A 19,679-nucleotide genomic window follows, 5' to 3' on the forward strand; every position below is an offset into this window, starting at 1 on the left:
AGCGGTGCGGCGCGTGCAGGCCTCGGCGGCTCGCGGCCCGCGGGGCCCCGCTACGGCCGCGAGAGCGCGACCCGCCGCAGGCTTCCGCCGCGCAGGCACGCCAGCGTCACGGCGTCCTGGGGCGCATCGGCACGCGGTCGAGGCCCGGCGATCGCGTCGCAGTGCGCGCCCGCGAGCGGCTGCACGGCGGCGATCCCCTCGGTGCCGGTGATCGCGAGCACCTCGGCCTCGCCGCGCGGGACCAACCACACCACGACCCCGCCGATCAGCACCGCCGCCGGTGCGGCGCTGGCCGGTCCGTCGTCGGGGAACGGCGCCACCGCGTGGACACCAGGGTTGCCGCCGCGATCGTCGAGCCACGACAGCTGCAGCGAGGCACCGTCGATGCCGAGCGCCGCGACCGTGCGCGAGCCGAACGCGCCGGCCACCGTCGACAGCGGTGGCTGCACCTGGGACCACGCCGCGTCGTCGACCACCGCCGGCACGCGCGCCGCGAAGGTCCCGGCCGCGCGATCGAGCTCGAGCACGATCGGCGTGCGACCACCGCGACGCAGACCGATCGCGTCGATGCCGGCGCGCTCGGCCAGGGGATCGACGACCGAGACCAGCCCGTCGTGATCGACCGCCGGCAGGCTCAGCTTGCGCGGCGCAGCCGGCATGCCATCGCCGTCGATGCGCACGTGCCCGATCACGCGATCGCCGGCGTGGGCCTGCTCGACATCGACGGCCGCCAACACCTCGGCGAGCAAGTGATCGCCCACCCATGTCGGCGCGGCGACGCGGGCCCACTCGTAGCCACCCAGCCAGCTCGGATCCGGGACCATCGCGGGGATCGGCGAAGGTGCGTCGGGCTGGTCCCACGGCAACGTGATCACCGCCAGTGCCGACGCAGGCGCGTCGACGACCCAGGCTGCACGGACGACGGCACCGTCGTCGCGCAGCTGCACCGCGATCGCGTCGCTGCCAGGCACCACCTTGCCCGGCAAGCCGAGCGTGCGCGTGCGCGAGCTGTCCCACCCGTCGGCGGTCGCAGCCAGCAACGTCACGGTCGTGCCGACCGCATCGTCGCTGCGCAGCGCGAGGACCCCGGCATCGGCCGCGCCGGCGCGCAGCAACGCCTCGCCGCGGGCGAGTTCTTCGCCCTCGCTCCACGCCAGCACCGGCGAATCGACCGCCTCGAGGAAGACGTCGACGACCTCCGAGGACTCGCTCGAGACCTCATCGGGGGTCCGCAGCTGCAGCGTGTGATGACCGGCCGTCATCGCGCCGATCGTGAACAGCCGCAGCGAGCCGTCGGACATGGCGCCGACACGACTCGCGGTGGTGAGCGAGCCGACGCTGTCGCCGTCGAGCTCGACCCGCGTGACGCCGAGCACGACCGAGACGTCGAGCGTGACGTCGGCGGTTCGATCGATGTCGAGGTGGAGCTCACCGCCGGCGGGCTCGATGAAGTTCGGCGCCGGCTGATCGCGCGGGCCGGTCGAGCTGTCGCCCTCACCCTCGCCGCTGGGCGCCGCGCGACAGGCCATCACGGCCGCGAACGCGAGCACCGGCCGCACGGCCGCGCGCCGCCTCCTTGGGACCTCACCGCGCATGACGACGTGCTGCAGCGTCGCCCAGCGTCGAAGGCCGGGCAAGTCGGCCGCACGCCCCCTTGCCGGTGCTCGACCACGGGCCCTCTGGGCCGCGGTCCCCCGCCTTCACGCCCGCGCGCGCCGCCGCGTCGGGCCTGCGATGCCCACGTCGGCGCGGTGGCTCAGACCGCCGCCAACAACCATAGCACCACTGCACTGGCGCCGTGCATGCTGCCCAGCGCGCCGCCGGCCCAACGCATGCGCCGGCTCGAGGCCAACAGCACGATGAGCGCACACGCGATCGCACCGATCACGAACGATACCCGTGCCGCCGCGAACGCGTCGCCGTGGGCAGTCGCCAGCGCTGCGAGATCGCTGCCGCGATCGCCACCGGTGCCGGGTGGACCGAGCAGCACCACCGCGGTCTGCACCCACGCGAACAACGCGACCCACCACACCACGCGGGTGGCCACGGCGAGCAGCGCGAGCCGCCGACGCAGCGCCTCGCGACCGAGCCACCGCGCCGCGGCGCCGCCCCAACGCGCCGCCACCACGAGCGCCCGCCGCGCTGCACGGGCGATGGGGCCGAGCGCGTCGGCGACCTGGGGACTCGGTGGACGGGGGGCCATGTCGGAGTGGTCGGAGTGGTCGCAGCGGTCGAAGCGGTCGAACGGGACCAGCCGGGACAATAGGCGCACGCCACCCACGGGGGTCAAGTTTTCGCCCGTGCGCATGCGCCTGCGCCTGCGTCATACTGACGATGCTGCACTGCGATGCCGTCGTTCTCCGCCCTCGCGATCGTCCTGGTGTTGGCGCCTGCACCGAGCACGTGGAAGCCGGCCGAGGCGCCGCCACCGGCCGTGTGGGCCCGCGCCGGCGCGCGTGGCTGGGCCGGTTGCGAGGAGCTCGGCCGTCAGGCCGCGGCGCTGCGCGGTGGCACGGCGCGTGGCGAGCCCGGTGGTGGTGACGGCTCGGTGTGGACCGAACGCGCGCAGCGCTGCCCGTCGGTGCCCGACGTGCTCGTGCTGGCGGCGCTGCTCGAGCTCGTCGCGAGCGGCGACATCGGCACCGCGCCCGAGGGCGCGGGCAGCATCGATGCGATCGCCAAGGACCATCGCGAGCGCGTCGAGCGTGCGCTGGGCTGGATCGACCATGCGCTCGCCGAGAGTGCACGACGTCGCGAGCCGCCGCCGCGTGAGACTCGGTTCCTGCGGGCGTATGCGCTGGTCACCCTCGGGCGCACCGGCGACGCCCGCCGAGCGCTCGACCACGCCATCGCCAGCGCCGACGTCGAGCGCTGGCGCAGCGATCGCATGGGCGCAGTGATCGCGCTGCTCGACGGCGATCTCGAGCTCGCCATGGCGCTGTCCTTCCGCGCCATCGTCGAGGCGCCACCGGACGACCGCTCGATCACCCGCTACATCCGCGCGATGGTGCTCGACCGCGCCGGCGCCTCGGCGACCGCGCGCAGCGAGCTGCTCGAGCTCCGCAACGAGGCCGGCTCGATCATCGCGCGCCGTGCGACCGAGAGCCTCTTGCCGGTGCACGAGCGGTTGTACCTGCGCGCCATCGACCACCAGGTCGCCGACGACTTCGGCACCGCCGCCAAGCTGTGGAGCGCCTACCTCGAGCGTCCCGAGCCGGCGGCACCCGAGCGCGTGCTGGCCGAGCGCCACCGCGCCGAGCTGGTGCGCAAGCCTCCGCCGGTGCGTTGACGAGGTTCGCGCAGCGGGGCCGTGGCACCATCGCCGCCATGATCGAAGTCCTGCGAACCGCGGCCGAGCTGCAGGCCTGGCGCGCTGCAGTGCCCGCGACGACTCGGGTCGGCTTCGTGCCGACCATGGGCTATCTCCACGAAGGCCATCTGACGCTGCTGCGCGAGGCCAGGCGGCAGGTCGGCGACGGGCGCGTGGTGCTGTCGATCTTCGTCAATCCCACGCAGTTCGGACCCAACGAGGATTTCGATCGCTACCCCCGCGACGAGGTCGGTGACCTCTCGAAGGCCGAGTCATGCGGGGTCGATCTCGCGTTCTGCCCGCTCGATCCCGCCGAGCTCTATCCCACGCGCGACACCTGGGTCGAGGTCGAACGACTCGATCGCAACCTCTGTGGTCGCTCGCGCCCCGGGCACTTCAAGGGCGTCTGCACGGTGGTCTGCAAGCTGCTCGCGCTGGTACGCCCCGAGCTGTCGTTCTTCGGCGAGAAGGACTTCCAGCAGCTCGCGATCGTCCGCCGGATGCACGCCGATCTGTTCCTCCCCGGGCGCATCGTCGGCATGCCGATCTCGCGCGAGCACGACGGCCTGGCCCGCTCGAGTCGCAACGCCTACCTCGACGCCGACACCCGCGCGCACGCGCTCGGCCTGCCCCGCCTGCTGGCGCGCGTGCGCGCCGACTTCGACCGCGGCGAGCGCGAGGTCGACCGCCTGCTGGCGGGCGCCGACGCGGCGCTGCCGAACGTGCGGCTCGACTACCTCGAGATCGTCGATGAGCACACCCTCGATCCACTGTCGCGGATCGATCGACCCGCGCGCTGCGCAATCGCAGCCTTCGTCGGGCGCGTGCGGCTGATCGACAACGTGGCGCTGGTGCCATGACCGCGCTGCTGGCCGCGCTCGCGCTGGGCCTGGGGTGCTCGCTGGCATGGGCGACGCTCGACGCAATGCGCAAGCTACTGGTGGCGCGCATGGACCCGGTCGCGCTGCTGATGTGGCTGTCGGTCGGTCAAGTGCCGGTGCTGGGCGCGTGGGTCATGCAGGGCAGCGGCCTCGAGGTCGCCGCCGCGTGGTGGCCGTGGGTGCTGGGCAGCATCGCGCTCAACATCGTCGCCAACCTGCTGTTCCTCTACGCGGTCGGCAGCGGTGAGTTCAGCCGTGCGATCCCGCTGTTGGCGTTCGTGCCGGTGTGGACGGCGGTGCTCGCGATCCCGCTGCTCGGCGAGCTTCCGAGCCCGCCCCAGTGGCTCGGGATCGCGATGGTCGTGCTCGGCGCGATCGCACTGCACGCCGGCGGCAGCGGGCGCGCGTCGTGGCTCACGGGGCTCTTCACGCACCGGGCTGCGGTGGCGATGTTGGGGGTGTCGTTGGCGTGGGCAACCACGATCGTGCTCGACAAGCGGGCGATGGCCCACGCGCCGGCGTCGATCCACGCGCTCGCGCTGGGCCTGGGCCAAGCCGTGGGCATGGCCGTGTGGGCGCTGCGACGCGCCCGCGGTGACTTCGCGGTGTGGGCTCGCATGCTCGTGGCGCAGGCCGGGGTCGCACCGCTGCGGCTGGGCCTGGCCGCGATCGTCGCAGCGCTGGCGATCGCGCTGCAGCTGCGGGCGATCCTGGTGGTGCCGGTGGCGGTGCTCGAGTCGATGAAACGCGCCGTCGGCATGGCCGCGGCGATGGTCGCCGGGCGGTGGCTGTTCGACGAGCGCATCTCGATCGGACGCGCGCTCGCGGTCGCGACGATGGCAGTCGGCGCCGCGCTGGTGCTGCTGCACGCCGCGTGAGCCGAGTACCTCGACACAGGTCCTAGGACGCGGGCTCGATCACGAGGGTGCGCTCGCCGAGGAACTGCCCGAGCGAGGTCTCGACCGCGCAGCTCCAGTGCCCCGCGGGTGCGTCACCGAAGTTCTGCTTGACCGAGTAGGTGCGAAAGCCATCCTCTCGACCGCCGCGGATCTCGAGCAGGATGCGATCGACCACCAGCCCGTCGTGTCGCCACACGTGCCACAAGCGCTCGCGCACGCCCAGCGGCGCGAAGATGGCGGTCGCGCACACCAACCGCGCGGGCACGCGCGCGAGCCGATCGGTCGCATCCACGACTTCGTAGCCGGCGCGGCGGGTGCCGACCGCGGCGGTCACCAGCTTCATCGGCACCGCCGGCACCAGCCGCGCAGCGCCCAGCAGCAGCGCGACCGGCAGCACCGCCGCCACCACCACCGCCAGCACGATGGTGGTCGCGAGACGACGGCCCCGCACGCGATCGGCGAACACCAGCACCGGCAACGCGAGCGCCCCCGCACCGGTCGCGGCCCACAGCGCGGCGGTGTTCGACAGCCCCAGGCCCGGCAGCACCGCGGCCATCACCGCGAAGCTGGCGAACGCCGGCAGCAACAGGCCCATGCGCGTGTGCACCAACAGCCACTCGGTGAGCGGATCCCACAGCGAGGCCAGGGCGGCGAGGCACAGCAGTGCCATGAAGGCCGACTGCGCGAGCGTGCCCGCGAACGCGCTGAAGTAGAACGGCAGCGCGAAGTAGAGCTGCAGGTGGATGCTCGACTGCACCAACATCAGCGTCGAGAAGCGCGCGCCACGGACGATGCGGACCCCGGGCGCGGTCTCGGCGGGATCGCCCTGGTGGGCGGCCACGCGCGCCTCGTGGATGCGCTCGAGCCACATCACGAGCATCAACACGAACCACGATGCCAGCGCGACGCCGGCCACGATGGCGCCGCGGGCGGGCCCACGGTCCATCATGAGCGCACCGACGATGCCGACCGCGAGCGAGGCCCACGGCAGCACTCGCTGCACCCACGCCAGGACGCGCTTGCCTCGCGGCTCGGCCACGGTCTTCCGCCCGCACGATAGCCGAGATCACGGCGGCCCGGGTGGCCGTCGACCGCACCGGCGTGGTACTTGCGATCGCGAGATGGCCGAGGCGTCCGCACTGCTCTGGGTCGACGACGCCGACGCGCTCGCGCACCTCGCCGAGCAGGTGCGCGGCGCCGAGGTCGGCGCGCTCGATACCGAGGGCAACGGCATGTACGCCTGGCGCGAGCGGGTGTGCCTGCTGCAGCTCTCGATTCCGGGGCTGGACGCCATCGTCGACGTCCTGGCGGTCGATCCGGCGCCGCTGGCCAGCTGGCTCGCAGACCCCGCGTGCGTGAAGATCATGCACGCCGCCGACAACGACGTGGTCGCGCTGCGCCGCGACTTCGGCCTCACGGTCACGAACCTGTTCGACACCCTGCTGGCGGTGCGGCTGCTGGGCCGGCCGCAACGCGGCCTCGCCGACCTGCTCACCAGCGAGCTCGGGGTCGAGACCGACAAACGCTGGCAGCGCTTCGACTGGTCCAAGCGGCCGCTGCCGGCGGAGGCCATCGCCTACGCCCGCACCGACACGCGACACCTCGCGAGCCTGCGCGAACGACTGATGCCGCACATCGTCGACAGCGGGCACCTCGAGCTCTTCGAGCACGCCTGCGAGCGCATCACGCGACTGCAGGCTCGCGCGCGCAGCTTCGACGAGCACTCGTGGGCGCGCATCGGCGGCGCGCGCGAGCTCGACGACGAGGCCCGCAGCGTGCTCGCGGCGATGGTGGTGTTGCGCGAGGCGCTGGCGCGGGAGAACGACCGCGCGCCGTATCGCATCATCGGCGACGCGGGACTGCTCGCGATCGCAGTCGCACGACCGTCCAGCCGCGCCGAGCTGTCGCGCATCGCGGGCGTGGGTGGGCCGCTCGCCCATCGCTACGCGGAGCGCGTGCTGCAGACCATCGCCCACGCCCGCACCGCGCCGCCGCCACCTTGGCCCGGCCGGGCCCCACGCGCGCCAGCGGCGTTCCTGCGCCGGCTCGACGCGCTGCGCACGTGGCGACGCGATCACGCCGCAGCGCTCGGGGTCGAGGCCGACATCGTGCTCTCGAAGGACGCGCTGACCGGGATCGCAGAGGCCGCCCCGGGCGACCTCGACGCCCTGCGGGCCTGCGACGCGCTGGATGACTGGGAGCTCGCGCGGTTCGGCCCCGCGCTGCTCGAGTGCCTCGCGCGCCCACGCTGACCCCGGTGCCGTCGCCGTCACACCGGCGGCGGTGCGTTGGCGACGATCAGATCGAGCTCGACGTCGAAGGCAGCGGAGTCGACCGGCCGCAGGCGCGCGTGCAGGTGCGCGGGCAGGCCGTCGAGCTCCGCGGGGTCGAGTCCATCGGGCAGCAGCACCGCCACATACACGAACTCGTAGCTACCGTCGGGCAGGATGTCGAATGTGATGGGGTAGTTCGCGAGGTACTTGAAGTGACCACCCACGCCATCGTTGTGACCCTCGATGTCGATGGTGAGATCGAACATCGGCGCCAGCGGGCTGGTGTAGTCGTCGGGCGGATCGGGCAGCGTGAACTCGCCGCCCCGCAGCGGCAACGGGAACATCGCCGCGCCCTGGCCGCCCCACACCACCTGCAGCGTGTCGCCATCTTGCAGCGCGTGGAACTCGGTGTCGCCCCAGCCGAGCTCGAACCATCCGACCTGCTCGCCGCCGGAGGTCGCCGACGGATCGATGCTCGTACTGCCGCTCGCCGTCATCGTCGCCGAGGTCGCGCTGTCGTCGTCGCCGCTCGAGCTGTCGCCCTCGCCACCGGGCGGCGTGCTCGTGCACCCGGCGGCCGTCAGGCCCGCGACCAACCCGGCGACCCCGAGCCAACCACGACCCCACTGGCCACCCCAACCCCAACCGCGAATCCAACGAGCCATCACGATGCCATAAGAGTGAAGGGCCGCCGGCGCGGGGGCAAGCTGCCGACCCGCGGGCGCGCGCGCCCAGCCGAGACGACCCCATCGCGGGCGATCGCAGCGGTGCCGCCTTCTCGGGCGGCGCCCGGCCCGACGCCCCGCCACGGACCCGCGCCGGTCCGACCCGCCGGCCCGCGCAGGCGGCAGCTGGCGTTGCGTGGGCGTCGACGCATCGTTGCCCGAGACGCCCTTCGCGATCGGCCCCGCAGCGCCTACCTTCGGGGCCTAGCGGTGCCGACGCGCCGCAGGAAAGCGAGACCACACGCCATGGCACACGACCACGCAGCACTCGATCGCGAGCTCAACGCAATGATCGCCTCCGGCAAGGCGATGGAGGCCTTCGAGAAGTTCTACGCCGAAGACTGCAGCATGCAGGAGAACCTCGATGCCCCGCGCGTGGGCAAGGCCGCCTGCCGCGACTACGAGATTGCGTTCTTCTCCAACATCGCCGAGTTCAAGCGCGGCGAGCTGCTCGCCCAGGCCTGCGAGGGCGACCGCAGCTACAGCGAGTGGGCCTTCGCGGCGTCGTTCAAGGACGGTAGCCAGATGGACAACACCCAGGTCGCCGCCCGCAAGTGGAAGGACGGCAAGGTGGTGTACGAGCGCTTCTACTACAACCCGAACTTCAAGCCCGCGGGCTGATCCCGCGGGCTCCGACAAAGCGTCCTCGGCGATCAGCCGTCGCCGAGGGCCTTGGTCGCGAGCTCGAAGACGTCGCGCGAGACCCCGGGGCGCGCGATCAATCGCGACAGCTCGCCCTTCATCGCCGCACCGCGAGCCTCGTCGAGTCGACGCCACTGCACCAGCGCACCGACCAGGCGCGCGGCGAGCTGGGGATTGACCGGATCGATCTCGAGGATCGCGTCGGCCAAGAGCTGGTAGCCGCCACCACCGAGATCGTGGAAGCGCACCTGGTTGCGCACCGAGAAGCTGCCGAGCAGCGCGCGGGCGCGGTTGGGGTTGCGCAGGTTGAACTCCGGATCGCCACGCAGCGCCTGCACGCGGGTGAGCGTGTCGGTACGCTGCGAGGTCGCCTGTACCGCGAACCACTTGTCGAGCACCAGCGGATCGTGGCCGAAGCGGCGCCGGAACTCGGCCAGCGGGGCCTCGGCGACGTCGCCTTCGACGTCGACCAGGCACGCCAGCGCCGCCATGATGTCGGTCATGTTGTCGGCCTCGCGGCACTGCGCGAGCGCGAGCGCGATGCCGTCTTGCTCGCCGCTGGCCACCAGATAGCGCAGCGCGGCGTTGCGGGCCCGCCGGGCGGCGATGTCGGCCTGCTCCACACGGTACGGCACTGCCGGACGCTCGGCGTGGTAGCGGCCGAAGAACGCGGGCAGGTGCGCGCGCGCGATGCTGACGACCGCGTGCTCGCGCGCGGCGTGGATGCCGTCGATGTCGACGCGCTCGGCGTGCTGCGCCAGCACCCGCTCGTCGGGCAGCGTCAGCATCGACGCGCGCAGCGAGCCATCGAGCCCGGGGTCGTCGATGAGGCGTCCCATCGCGGCCACGAACCGCGCCTCGAGCTGCAGCGGTCGGCCCGCGGCGCGCTCGCGCACCAGTGCCGCCATGCTGGCCTCGGCGAGGGTCTGCGCGGCATCCCAGCGCGCGAACGCGTCGGCGTCGTGGGCCATCAGGAAGGCGAGTTCGTCGGTGGTGCGATCGAATCGCAGCTTCACCGGCGCCGTGAAGCCGCGCAGCAGCGACAGCACCGGCGGTTCGGTGATACCGCCGAACACCCAGCGGGCCTCAGCCTCACGCAGCTCGAGCAGTGCAGTGGTGCCCCGCGCCGTGACGTGGCCCTCGCGCGGCGACAGCGGCAGATCGCGGCCGTCGGGGCCCAGCAGACCGACGGCGACGGGGATGTGCATCGGCGTCCAGCTCGCGGCATCGACGTTGACCGGGGCGCGCTGGCGCAGCACCACGGTCTGCGTGGCCTGTTCGCGATCGAAGCGCGCCTCGACCTCCACGATGGGCGTGCCTGCGCGCTCGTACCACAGCGCAAACTGGTCGAGATCGACGCCGCCACCCGCCGCCATGGCCGCGCGGAAGTCGTCGCAGGTGACCGCCTGACCGTCGTGGCGGCGGAAGTACTCGTCCATGCCGCGGCGGAAGCCATCGGCACCGAGCAGCGTGTGCATCATGCGGATGACCTCCGCGCCCTTGTTGTACACCGTGACGGTGTAGAAGTTGTTCATCTCGATGTACGAGTCGGGGCGGATCGGATGCGCCGTGGGCGACTGGTCCTCGGCGAACTGCGCCGTGCGCAGCGTGATGACGTCGTGGATGCGCTTGACCGCCGCCGAGGTCATGTCGGCGGTGAACAACTCGTCGCGGAACACCGTGAGCCCCTCCTTCAGCGTCAGCTGGAACCAGTCGCGGCAGGTCACACGGTTGCCGGTCCAGTTGTGGAAGTACTCGTGGGCGATGACGCCTTCGATGTCTTCGTAGTCGTCGTCGGTGGCGATCTCGGGCCGCGCCAGCACGTACTTGGCGTTGAAGATGTTGAGGCCCTTGTTCTCCATCGCGGCCATGTTGAAGTCGCCGACCGCGACGATCATGTAGAGGTCGAGGTCGTACTCGAGCCCGAAGGTCTGCTCGTCCCACGCCATCGCGCGCTGCAGCGAGCGCAGCGCGTGGTCGCAGGCGTCGACGTTGTCGGGCTCGACCCAGATCTCGAGCTTCACCGCGCGCCCCGAGCGAGTCGTGAAGTCGGCGCTGCGGCAGCGTAGGTCGGCGGCGACCAGCGCGAACAGGTAGCTCGGCTTGGGGAATGGGTCCTCCCAGCGCGCGAGGTGGCGACCGTCGTCCAGCACCTTGGTCTCGATGCGATTGCCGTTCGACAGCAGCACCGGGTACTTGCCGGCGTCGGCGACGATGCTCGTGCCGTAGCGTGCCATCACGTCGGGACGATCGAGGAAGTACGTGATGCGACGGAAGCCCTCGGCCTCGCACTGCGTGCAGAAGGAGCTGCCCGAGCGGTACAGCCCCGACAGCTCGGTGTTGTCCTGCGGCTCGATCTCCACCTCGGTGCGCAGCTCGAAGCTGTCGAGGTCGGTGGCGATCGAGAGGCTGTCGTCGCCGACGGTGTACTCGCCCGGGCCCAGCGCGCGGCCGTCGAGGGCGACCGAGATTAGCGCCAGCGCCTCGCCGTCGAGCCGCAGTGCCGCCGCCCGCGGCACCGCGTCGTTGCGGCGTACCGACATCGTCGCGACCACACGGGTGTGCTCCTCGCGGAGGTCGAAGGCCAGATCGATGCGGTCGATCCAGAAGTCGGGCGGACGGTAGTCGCGTCGCTGGATGGGCTCGGGCCGCGGGTCTTTCATGGCGCTCGGCAGGATAGACCACGCGCGCGCGCCGCCCCGGAGCCGGCCCCTTCCCCACCCCGGTTCGCTCACACCGGTCATGTGGTATGACCAGTTGACCATCGGATGGCCGGGTGACATAGAAGGAAGAGATGGCCCTGCAGCGCATCGCCAAGCGAACCCTCTCCGACGAGGTCTTCGAGCAGCTCTCGGCGGAGATCGTCCAGGGCCGCATGAAGCCCGGGGTCGCGCTGCCGGCCGAGCGCGAGCTCTGCGAGACCCTCGGCGTCAACCGCGGCGCGTTGCGCGAGGCCCTGCGGCGGCTGGCCCAGGCCGGGCTGGTGTCGATTGCGCAGGGCGGCGCGACCAAGGTGCTCGACTACCGGCGCAACGCCGGGCTCGACCTGCTGACCCACGTGCTCTTCCGCGACGGCGGCACCATCGATCTCGACGTCGCCCGCAGCGTGATGGAGATCCGCGCCGCGCTCGCGCCCGACATCGCCCGCCTGGCCGCGCGCCGGGCCGATGCGGCCACGGTCGCGGAGCTGTTCGCGATCGTCGAGCGCATGCAGCTGGCGCCCGAAGACCTCGACCTCTTGCAGGAGCTGTCGCTCGACTTCTGGGACGCGCTCGTACGCGGCTCCGACAACATCGCCTACGAGCTCGCGTTCAACACGTTGCGCGTCACCTACGACACGGTCCGCACCGCGCTCGTGCACGTGATGGCGGACGAGCTGCAAGACCTGGCCAGCTACCGCGCGATCGCCTCGGCGGTCGAGCGCCGCGACGACGTGTCGGCCAAGCACGTCGCGGGCGCGCTGGTCGAGCACGGCACCCATCGCATGTTCGAGCTCATCGCGGCGCTGGGCCAGCGCAGCACCACCCCCGAGGGCAACGCAGGAGGACCATCATGAAGACCGTCGCCTCACGACTCGGGCTCGGTGCCCGTCGCACCCCGATCGACCCGCGCGCGCCGGGCCTGACGATGCCCGCCGCGGTGTCGTACTTCGCGCGGCGCCCGTCGGCGATCTTCTTGTTCGCGATGCTGGTGCTGGCGCTGGCGGTGCGCCTGTGGCTGGGCGAGTTCCGCGTGTGGGACGCGGTGCTCGCCGCGTCGCTGGTCGGCATCCACCCGCTGACGGAGTGGTTCATCCACGTCGACATCCTCCACTTCCGGCCCCGCACGTGGCGCGGGCACGCGATCGATCTCGCGGTCGCCCGCGACCATCGGGCCCACCACGTCGATCCCCACGAGCCGCGCTGGTGGTTCATCCCCATGCGATCGCTGCTCTCGGCCTTCGTCGCCGTGGTCACGCTGTCGACCCTGTTGATGCCGACGCTACCCCTGGCCGGCACCGCGATCGCGACGATGACGGCGCTGGGGTTGGTCTACGAGTGGACCCACTACCTGTGCCACTCGAGCTGGCGCCCGCGATCGGCGTTCTACCGCGAGCTGTGGAAGCTGCACCGCCTGCACCACTTCAAGAACGAGAACTACTGGATGGGTGTGACCATGCACGCCGGCGACCGCCTGATGGGCACCCTGCCCGAGGTCGGCGACGTGGAGACCTCGCCGACCTGCCGCAATCTCGACGATCGCTGAGCCACGTCGTGGGGGCGGTCGCCGGCGTCGGGGAAGAACGTCGAGCATCACCGCGAGCCGATCGGGATCGATGCCCTGGCTGGCGGGCGTGGTGCTGGTCCCGCTGAAAGCCGGTGCGTCCGGCCCGGGCTCGGTGCATCCGGCCGGGCAGGCAGCGAGCGCGAGGGCGAGGAGTCGAGCGCCTCCCCCATTCGAGCGCTCGGGCGTCATCGCGGGACCACGGCCCGACAAGGGGTCTACGACGCGGAGCCCCATCACGTGGGACGCGCCGGAGAGCCTCGACCATGAACGACCCCAAGCAACCGAAGAAGCCCGTGTACCTCGGCGCTCCTGCCTCCCACCCCTCGCGCCGCGAGGTCCTCGAGGTACTCGCAACGCTCGGCGCCGTGGCGGTCGCGACCGCGCCGTCGATCGCCGAGGCCGCGACATGGACCGAGATCCCCCACGGCGAGATCATCGAGATGGCGATGACCGACGCCAACTATCGAACCAAGCTGCTCGCGAATCCGAAGAAGACCCTCACCCAGATCAACGGTCTGTCGTTCCCTGCGAACGTCACGGTGGTCGTGGTCACGGACACGCTGGCGCAGATCCACGCGGTGCTCTCCTCCGAGCCGGGAATGCGCGGACCCGAGATCGGTGTCGTGGGCGAAATTCTCACGGCATATCGGACCAACCCCGCATTCCGCCAGCAGATGCTCGCCGACCCGAAAGCTGCGTTCGAGGCGTGGACCGGCGCCGTCGTTCCCGAGGCACTGCACGTGGTCGCGGTTCAGGAGACCAAGACGTACCGCGTGATCCAGCTCCCCGCCGCCGGAACGCTGGATCTCGAGACACTGGCCGACGTCCGGGACGTCTGGGCCGACGAACCCGAGACCGAAGCCAGCTGGTGGACGCCCGCTCCGGCTCCGCCGCCGACGACGGTCACGATCACGAGTGCGCAGGCCTGCAACTGCTGGTCGCTCGGCTCGCAGTACGAGTCACAGGCACCCAACTGCTGCTTCGACGACGACCCCCCCGAACCCGTGCCCGAGAATCCCTGAGCCCGTCATGATTCCATCGTTACGCGGCCAGCTCGATCTCGTGCGACCACACCTCGTGCCTCGGATCTGCTCGGAAGCAGACTTCCGGGCGGTGCAAGATCTCGGCGACGAACTGCCGGTGGTTGCGACCTCGGGGTTCGAGTATGCGATGAAGGGTCCGCGGCGCGGAGTCGATCTATCGATCGCGTTCCGCCGTCCGCAGCCAGCGGGTCGATACCTCGCCAGCGATGACGGGGTGGGCACGCGAGTACGGGCGCTGCTGGCTGCGGCCGCGGACCCCGGATCGAAGCTGTACGACGCGTTCGGCGTGTACTGGCTCGAGTTCGATACCAGCGTGGGTGAGCGGCGACCGTCGCTGTTCGCCGGGCCGCGTGCAGCCGAGCCCAGTGACGTCATCATTCGCGCCAGCGAAATCGTTCTCGACGCTCCACTGGCGCCCGTCGTCCGTCGCGCGGTGGCGCGCTGGAGCGCACCGCGGTCCGGGGTCAAGCTGTTCCAGGCCGGGTGGATGCTCGGTCGACCGCGTCCGGGGCTTCGCCTGTGCTTCTGCACAGCCGAGGCCGAGACGATGCAGGCATTGATCGCCGAGATGACGAGCGGAGAACAACGCGACCTACTCGTCGATGCATGCCGACGATATGCTGACCTCACGTCGGAGATTGCGTTGGCGGTCGACGTCGGCGAGGGCGAGATTGCCCCGCGGGTGGGCCTCGAGCTCGGGTTCCGCGGGTGGAAGCCCGAGCAGTCGCTGCCACGCTGGGGCGACCTCCTCGATCGTTTGGTCGCCGAAGATCTGTGCTCGCGCAGTGACTGCCGGGCGCTCCTGTCTTGGCCGGGTCGCATGAACGAGCAGTCCGCCGCCGGCGCATGGCCGGTGCACCTTCGCGGGGCAGGCACGCTGCTCGGCCCGTACCGAGCACACATCGATCGCGCGCTGAACCACGTGAAACTGGTGGCACAGCAAGGCGTGGTGACGGACGCGAAGGCGTATCTCGTCGTCCTGCAGACCTGGGCACGGGCATGACGGTGCAGCTTCACCACGCCGACGCGGCGTCGCTCGGCGAGCGCATCGCGGGTCTGGTGGAGCCGGTCGGGCCGGCGGCTGGTTGCGGCGGCGACGAGCTCCAACAGCTCTGGCAGACCCGCGTGACCGCAGGCTCGCAGGCCCGATGGGCGCGACGGTTGACCGCCCTGGGGCCCACCCCTCACACGATCCCGGCGCTGCTCGGCGCGATGCAGGCCGCCGACGGCGTCGAGTTGCCGTGGGAGCGCTCGGTGGAAGCGCTGCTCGACGACGTCGCGCGGCTCGGCGCCTCGTTCGAAGAGAAACGCGAGCCGTCGCCACTCGTGATTCCGTTCCATGATCTCCTGGCGCCACTCGCCGACGTCGGCGTCGCGCGGGCGCGCGCAGCGACCGCGGCAGACGCCCAAGTGCCCGTTCCACTGCACCCGGGAGCATGGGCACAGCTCCGGCGGCAGCTGCACTGGCGGCTCGCGGCCGTCTCCGAGCCCACGTTGAGTCTGGAGTTCTCGATCTACCGCGCACAGCACCGCTCCTCGATCGAACACCTGGTCCAACTGATCGCAGCTCCCGATTCGGCCGTATTGTATCGAGCGTTCGTCGGTGAGACGCCGCATGCACGGCTGGCCATGGTGGCGTCTCGCTATCCCGTGCTCGCGCGCTGCTGGGCAAGCCTCGTCGACGACTGGGTCGACGCCACCGCCGAAATGCTCATTCGGTTGCACCGCGACCGCTGCGACCTCGCGGCATTCCTCGGAGTGCGCTCCGCAGCGACGCAGGTGACTTGGGTGCGGCCCGATCTATCGGACAGCCATCGTGGCGGACGAACGGTCGCCCACATTGCATTCGCGGATGGCACCCAGATCATCTACAAGCCGCGCAACATCGACATCGAGTCGCGCTGGACCGAGCTCCTGCGGTGGTGCGCCGCTCGCGGCGCGCCGGTCCCACTCTCGGGGCTTCGGGTGCTCTCGCGGGCCGAGTACGGCTGGGTAGAGGTCGCGGCCGCGCGTCCCTGCGCGAGCCGCGACGACTTCGGCGGCTTCTATCGCCGTGCGGGGGCGATGCTCTGCCTCGTCTATCTACTGGCGGGCACAGACTGCCATCGGGACAACATCGTCGCCGACGGAGCGATGCCGGTGCTCGTCGACGCCGAGACGCTGATGCATCCGGGGTCGGCGCCCGTTGCCCCGCAAGAAGAGGACGCCCACGCACAGCTGACCCGCCGACTGACGCACTCCGTGCTGTCGACCGCGCTGTTGCCCCACTGGTCGCCGACGCCGGACGGCGGTGGTTTCGAAGGTAGCGGTATCGGGCCCGGCGGTACCCTACCCACGAGCCTCGAGCGGCTCTCGCCCATCGCCCGCAACACCGACGCGGCATCGCTGCAGGCCAAGCAGGTCGAGCTCGTCGCGGCCAAGAACGTACCTCACTGCGACGGTGCGCTTGCCGTGGCCGACGACTACGTGGCGGAGATCATCGAGGGTTTCGAATCGACCGCGGCTTTCGTGATGTCACAGCGCGAAGCGATGTTGGCGGACGACGGCCCGATCGAGGCATTCGCGAACTCCGCGGTGCGCGTGCTACTGCGTGCCACCGCGGACTACGACCTCATCCGCGATCGTGCGCGCAGCCCGGCCGCGATGCGCAGCGGCGCAGCGCGATCCATCTTCATCGACACTCTGATGCAACCGTTGCTCGGCCCCGCGACCGACGATTCCCACCATGCTCTCTGGGAGGCAGCTCGCCGCGAGCAAGCGGAACTCGAGCGCAATGACATCCCACGTTTCGAGGTGCGGGCCAACTCGTCGGCCTCGCGATGGCGCGCCGAGTGGGACCATCCGGGGCTACAGATCGCGCGCGCACGAATCGCCTCGCTCGACGTTCTCGAGATTCGTCGTCAGGTGGGCCTCATCGACGCCTCGTTCGAGGCCCGTGGCCAGCCCCGCGGGAGCGAGCGTGCGCAGGTCGAAGCCGCCCCGTCGCCCTCACGTACGAGCGATCGCGACCTCGTGAGAGAGGTCGAGCGAATCACCGAGAGAATCAAGAGCATGGCGACGCGGGGCCGAGACGACACCGCCACATGGCTGACGATCGACGTCATCGAAGGAAGCCTCGCGTACACCGTGCACCCCATGGGTCCGACGCTCTACAACGGCGTTGCCGGTGTCGCGCTGTTTCTCGCGGCCGCGAGCGTCGCGCTCCAGGACCGCGATGCGCGATGCCTCGCCCTGGGCGCAGTACGTTCGCTTCGCCAACAGGTCAACGCGAGCCCGCGATTCGCCCCGGGGACGTGCATCGGCGGCATCATGGGAACTCCGTCTGCGGCGTACGCGCTCGCATGGATGGGCCACATCCTCGGCGATGCGTCTCTCATCGACGATGCGGTGAGCATCGTGCGTCGTTGCGACGCAGCGGTCATCCGCAGCGACACCCACTACGACCTCTCGTCGGGCGCGGCCGGCTTGATTCTCGTGTTGTTGACGGTCCATGCGATGCGCCCATGGCCCGGCGCACTCGAGCAGGCGCGGCTGTGTGGGGAGCATTTGCTCGCAGCACGCGTGGGCACGCCCGCGAGCTGGCCTACGCCCACTGGGCGGCGATTGGCCGGCCTCGCCCACGGCGCCAGCGGCACCGCGCTGGCGCTCCAGCGGTTGTCCGAGGCGACCGGCGACCGGCGCTATCGCGACGCAGCATTCGAGGCTCTCGATCACGAACGCACGCTCTATCATCCGGAGGTCGAGAACTGGCAGGACGTGCGACCGGACGTCCCGGGTCCCGGACCGTCGTTCATGAGTTCGTGGTGTAACGGGGCGCCGGGAATCGGCATGGCCCGCGTTCACCAGCGAGGAGCTCCCCGCCGTGACGCAGAGCTGACGGCGGCGCTGCGAACGACCGAACGCGTCGCATTCGGGCACCTCGATCATTTCTGCTGCGGCAATGTCGGTCGCTCCGAGCTGCTTCTCGATGCCGGCCACCGACTGCACGAGCCGGCCCTGGTCGCGGCGTCGCGTCGTGCGGTCGATCGCATGGTCGCGCGCGCGCGGGCGACGGGAGCGTGGACCCTCTCGTCCAACCCGCGACCCGGCAACGAACAGGCGGGCCTGTTCCGCGGCCTCGCGGGAATCGGGTGGCACCTGCTGCGCCACCTGCAGCCGCAGGAGCTCCCCGCGCTCGGCGTGCTCGAAGGGCCCGACTCCCGTGAGTCCCGCTCAGCCCGCGGGCGTCACGTCCAAGAGCAACCGCTGATCCCAGACCGCTGAGGCACCGAGCGCGGACATCAACGCGAGACCGACGCCGGCCGCTCCGCCGAGGATTCCCGGGCTCGCGCGGTACGTGCCCTGCCCGGCAGGTGCGTCGGCGGTCTCGAACGCGGGGAAGCCGGCGAGACCATCCGACCGGCGTAGCGCCAGGGTGTTCCGGAACCATCTCCGTGCGCCGTCGCGCAGGACCTCGTCGCCGGTGGCGTCGCCGAGACGGCCGAACAGGTGGCCGAGCCCCGCCGCGCCATGGCACAGACCGGCGTCCTGCACCGCGCACTTGTCGTCCGGTCGCGTTGCGCATGCCCGTGCCAACGACAGCGCGCGCTCGTAGAGGGCATGGTCCTGCAACGCCCATGAGGCGCGGAGCAAGGCCAACGCGACCCCTGGGTCGCCGTAGCACCACGCGGTTCGGGCCGCACGGCCGGCGACGCCCGGCGCGACGCACCAATCGAAGGCTGCGTGCTCGCGCTGTGGTTGACGATGGGCTTCGAGGAATCCGACTGCCGACCGCAGTGAGCGCCGGAGCGATGCCTCCTCGTGCCCTGGCAGCACGTGGGCGAGCAGTATCGCCGAGTAGAACGCGACCACGCCGGGGACTCCGTGTGCGAGGCCGAGGTCGATCATGCCCTCGGGGTGCGTTCGTCGGTGGTGGGCCGGCAACAGAGCGGCCGGGGTCATCCAAGCCAATCCACCTCGAGCCGGCTCCGCCATCGACTCGAGTCGATCCAGCGTCAGTCGCAGACCTCGGCGCGCGAGCGCGTGACGCCGTCTCGCGAGAAAGTAGACCCCGAAGCCGACGAGGCCGCTGATGAGATCGTAGTGACCTGACCACTCCTTTCGCGACAGTGCCTCGACCAGGATCGCGTCGACGCGCGGCGGCAGCGTGTCCGGAGCCTCCGACCCGGGCTCGTCCGGCGCGTCGTCGATGACATGTGCGGCCCAAGCGGCCCCGGTCAATCCACCGAACATGCCGATCGCAACGACACCGCCGTCAATCGCATCAGCCAAGGACGCCATCGCTCGCTCGAACGCATGCTCCACCCACGGTTCGGGAAACATCTGTGCAACGTGGGCCCAGTAGAGCGCCGCGTCCGTCGTCTCGCCGAGGCCAGCCGGCTCTCGACGCGCGAGCGCCACCGCGATCTCGTACGCGGTCTCACGCGCCTGGTGCGCCAACTCGCCGCTGAGAAGCGCAGAGCGCCTGCACGGTACTTCCGGCCCCAAGAAGGTATCCACGGTGATCTCATTGTCCGCGTCCCGTGTCGCGATGACGCCGAACCACCACGCACAGACGCTCGAAACTCGTCCCTCCGCCCGTCATATCGTTCCGGGGTGCGGGCAAGGACGTAGATGCGGCTGGCCCGGACGCTCGGATGG

General features: G+C 71.0%; 16 protein-coding genes. 10 read left to right on the forward strand and 6 right to left on the reverse strand.

What is annotated here, in order from left to right:
• Positions 1–50: 50 nt before the first annotated feature.
• Positions 51–1,637 carry a hypothetical protein gene (locus IPH07_16545; GenBank protein ID MBK6919005.1) on the reverse strand — a complete coding sequence of 529 codons (1,587 nt, stop codon included), beginning with the start codon at positions 1,635–1,637 and terminating at the stop codon, positions 51–53.
• A gap of 119 nt (positions 1,638–1,756) precedes the next feature.
• The gene (locus IPH07_16550; protein MBK6919006.1) at positions 1,757–2,203 is read right to left on the reverse strand and encodes a hypothetical protein; all 447 of its coding nucleotides are present in this window, start codon (positions 2,201–2,203) and stop codon (positions 1,757–1,759) included.
• Between the two features lie 144 nt (positions 2,204–2,347).
• On the opposite strand from IPH07_16550, the gene IPH07_16555 reads away from it, so the two are divergent.
• Genes IPH07_16555 through IPH07_16565 form a run of 3 tightly spaced genes read left to right on the forward strand, consistent with a single transcriptional unit; the run spans position 2,348 to position 5,069 of the window.
• Positions 2,348–3,289 carry a hypothetical protein gene (locus IPH07_16555; GenBank protein ID MBK6919007.1) on the forward strand — a complete coding sequence of 314 codons (942 nt, stop codon included), beginning with the start codon at positions 2,348–2,350 and terminating at the stop codon, positions 3,287–3,289.
• Positions 3,290–3,327: 38 nt separating this feature from the next.
• A complete protein-coding gene (locus IPH07_16560; GenBank protein MBK6919008.1) occupies positions 3,328–4,170 on the forward strand; it encodes a pantoate--beta-alanine ligase in 843 nt (280 codons plus the stop codon).
• A complete protein-coding gene (locus tag IPH07_16565; GenBank protein MBK6919009.1) occupies positions 4,167–5,069 on the forward strand; it encodes a DMT family transporter in 903 nt (300 codons plus the stop codon). The genes IPH07_16560 and IPH07_16565 overlap by 4 nt, the downstream gene beginning before the upstream one ends.
• 22 nt (positions 5,070–5,091) lie before the next feature.
• Here IPH07_16565 and IPH07_16570 read toward each other — a convergent pair whose 3' ends face one another.
• Positions 5,092–6,129, reverse strand: a complete 1,038-nt coding sequence (locus tag IPH07_16570) for a DUF2914 domain-containing protein (GenBank protein ID MBK6919010.1) — start codon at positions 6,127–6,129, stop codon at positions 5,092–5,094.
• Positions 6,130–6,211: 82 nt separating this feature from the next.
• Between IPH07_16570 and IPH07_16575 the strand changes: the two genes are divergently transcribed.
• Complete coding sequence (locus tag IPH07_16575; protein MBK6919011.1) at positions 6,212–7,342, forward strand: HRDC domain-containing protein; 1,131 nt, start codon at positions 6,212–6,214, stop codon at positions 7,340–7,342.
• A gap of 17 nt (positions 7,343–7,359) precedes the next feature.
• Here IPH07_16575 and IPH07_16580 read toward each other — a convergent pair whose 3' ends face one another.
• Entirely contained in the window at positions 7,360–8,028 is a 669-nt protein-coding gene (locus IPH07_16580) for a hypothetical protein (GenBank protein MBK6919012.1), read from the reverse strand.
• Positions 8,029–8,334: 306 nt separating this feature from the next.
• Here IPH07_16580 and IPH07_16585 point away from each other — a divergent pair, with 306 nt between their 5' ends.
• Positions 8,335–8,709 carry a nuclear transport factor 2 family protein gene (locus tag IPH07_16585; GenBank protein ID MBK6919013.1) on the forward strand — a complete coding sequence of 125 codons (375 nt, stop codon included), beginning with the start codon at positions 8,335–8,337 and terminating at the stop codon, positions 8,707–8,709.
• A 32-nt stretch (positions 8,710–8,741) separates the two neighbouring features.
• Here the strand turns inward: IPH07_16585 and pepN are convergent, their stop codons facing one another.
• Complete coding sequence (pepN, locus tag IPH07_16590) at positions 8,742–11,393, reverse strand: aminopeptidase N (GenBank protein MBK6919014.1); 2,652 nt, start codon at positions 11,391–11,393, stop codon at positions 8,742–8,744.
• Between the two features lie 131 nt (positions 11,394–11,524).
• Between pepN and IPH07_16595 the strand changes: the two genes are divergently transcribed.
• The 5 genes from IPH07_16595 (at position 11,525) to IPH07_16615 (ending at position 18,302) form a co-directional block, all read left to right on the forward strand.
• The gene (locus IPH07_16595; protein MBK6919015.1) at positions 11,525–12,286 is read left to right on the forward strand and encodes a FadR family transcriptional regulator; all 762 of its coding nucleotides are present in this window, start codon (positions 11,525–11,527) and stop codon (positions 12,284–12,286) included.
• Entirely contained in the window at positions 12,283–12,975 is a 693-nt protein-coding gene (locus IPH07_16600; GenBank protein MBK6919016.1) for a sterol desaturase family protein, read from the forward strand. Before IPH07_16595 ends, IPH07_16600 begins: the two co-directional genes overlap by 4 nt.
• Positions 12,976–13,259: 284 nt before the next feature.
• Positions 13,260–14,018, forward strand: a complete 759-nt coding sequence (locus IPH07_16605) for a hypothetical protein (GenBank protein MBK6919017.1) — start codon at positions 13,260–13,262, stop codon at positions 14,016–14,018.
• A gap of 7 nt (positions 14,019–14,025) precedes the next feature.
• Complete coding sequence (locus IPH07_16610; protein MBK6919018.1) at positions 14,026–15,042, forward strand: hypothetical protein; 1,017 nt, start codon at positions 14,026–14,028, stop codon at positions 15,040–15,042.
• Positions 15,039–18,302, forward strand: a complete 3,264-nt coding sequence (locus tag IPH07_16615) for a type 2 lantipeptide synthetase LanM family protein (protein ID MBK6919019.1) — start codon at positions 15,039–15,041, stop codon at positions 18,300–18,302. Before IPH07_16610 ends, IPH07_16615 begins: the two co-directional genes overlap by 4 nt.
• Here the strand turns inward: IPH07_16615 and IPH07_16620 are convergent.
• Positions 18,252–19,439, reverse strand: a complete 1,188-nt coding sequence (locus IPH07_16620; protein ID MBK6919020.1) for a lanthionine synthetase C family protein — start codon at positions 19,437–19,439, stop codon at positions 18,252–18,254. The two genes, IPH07_16615 and IPH07_16620, sit on opposite strands and share 51 nt — an antisense overlap.
• Positions 19,440–19,679: the final 240 nt, after the last annotated feature.

This window comes from Deltaproteobacteria bacterium (assembly GCA_016709225.1).
In the GTDB taxonomy this organism is placed as follows: Bacteria; Myxococcota_A; Polyangia; order Nannocystales; family Nannocystaceae; genus Xiheibacterium; species Xiheibacterium phototrophicum.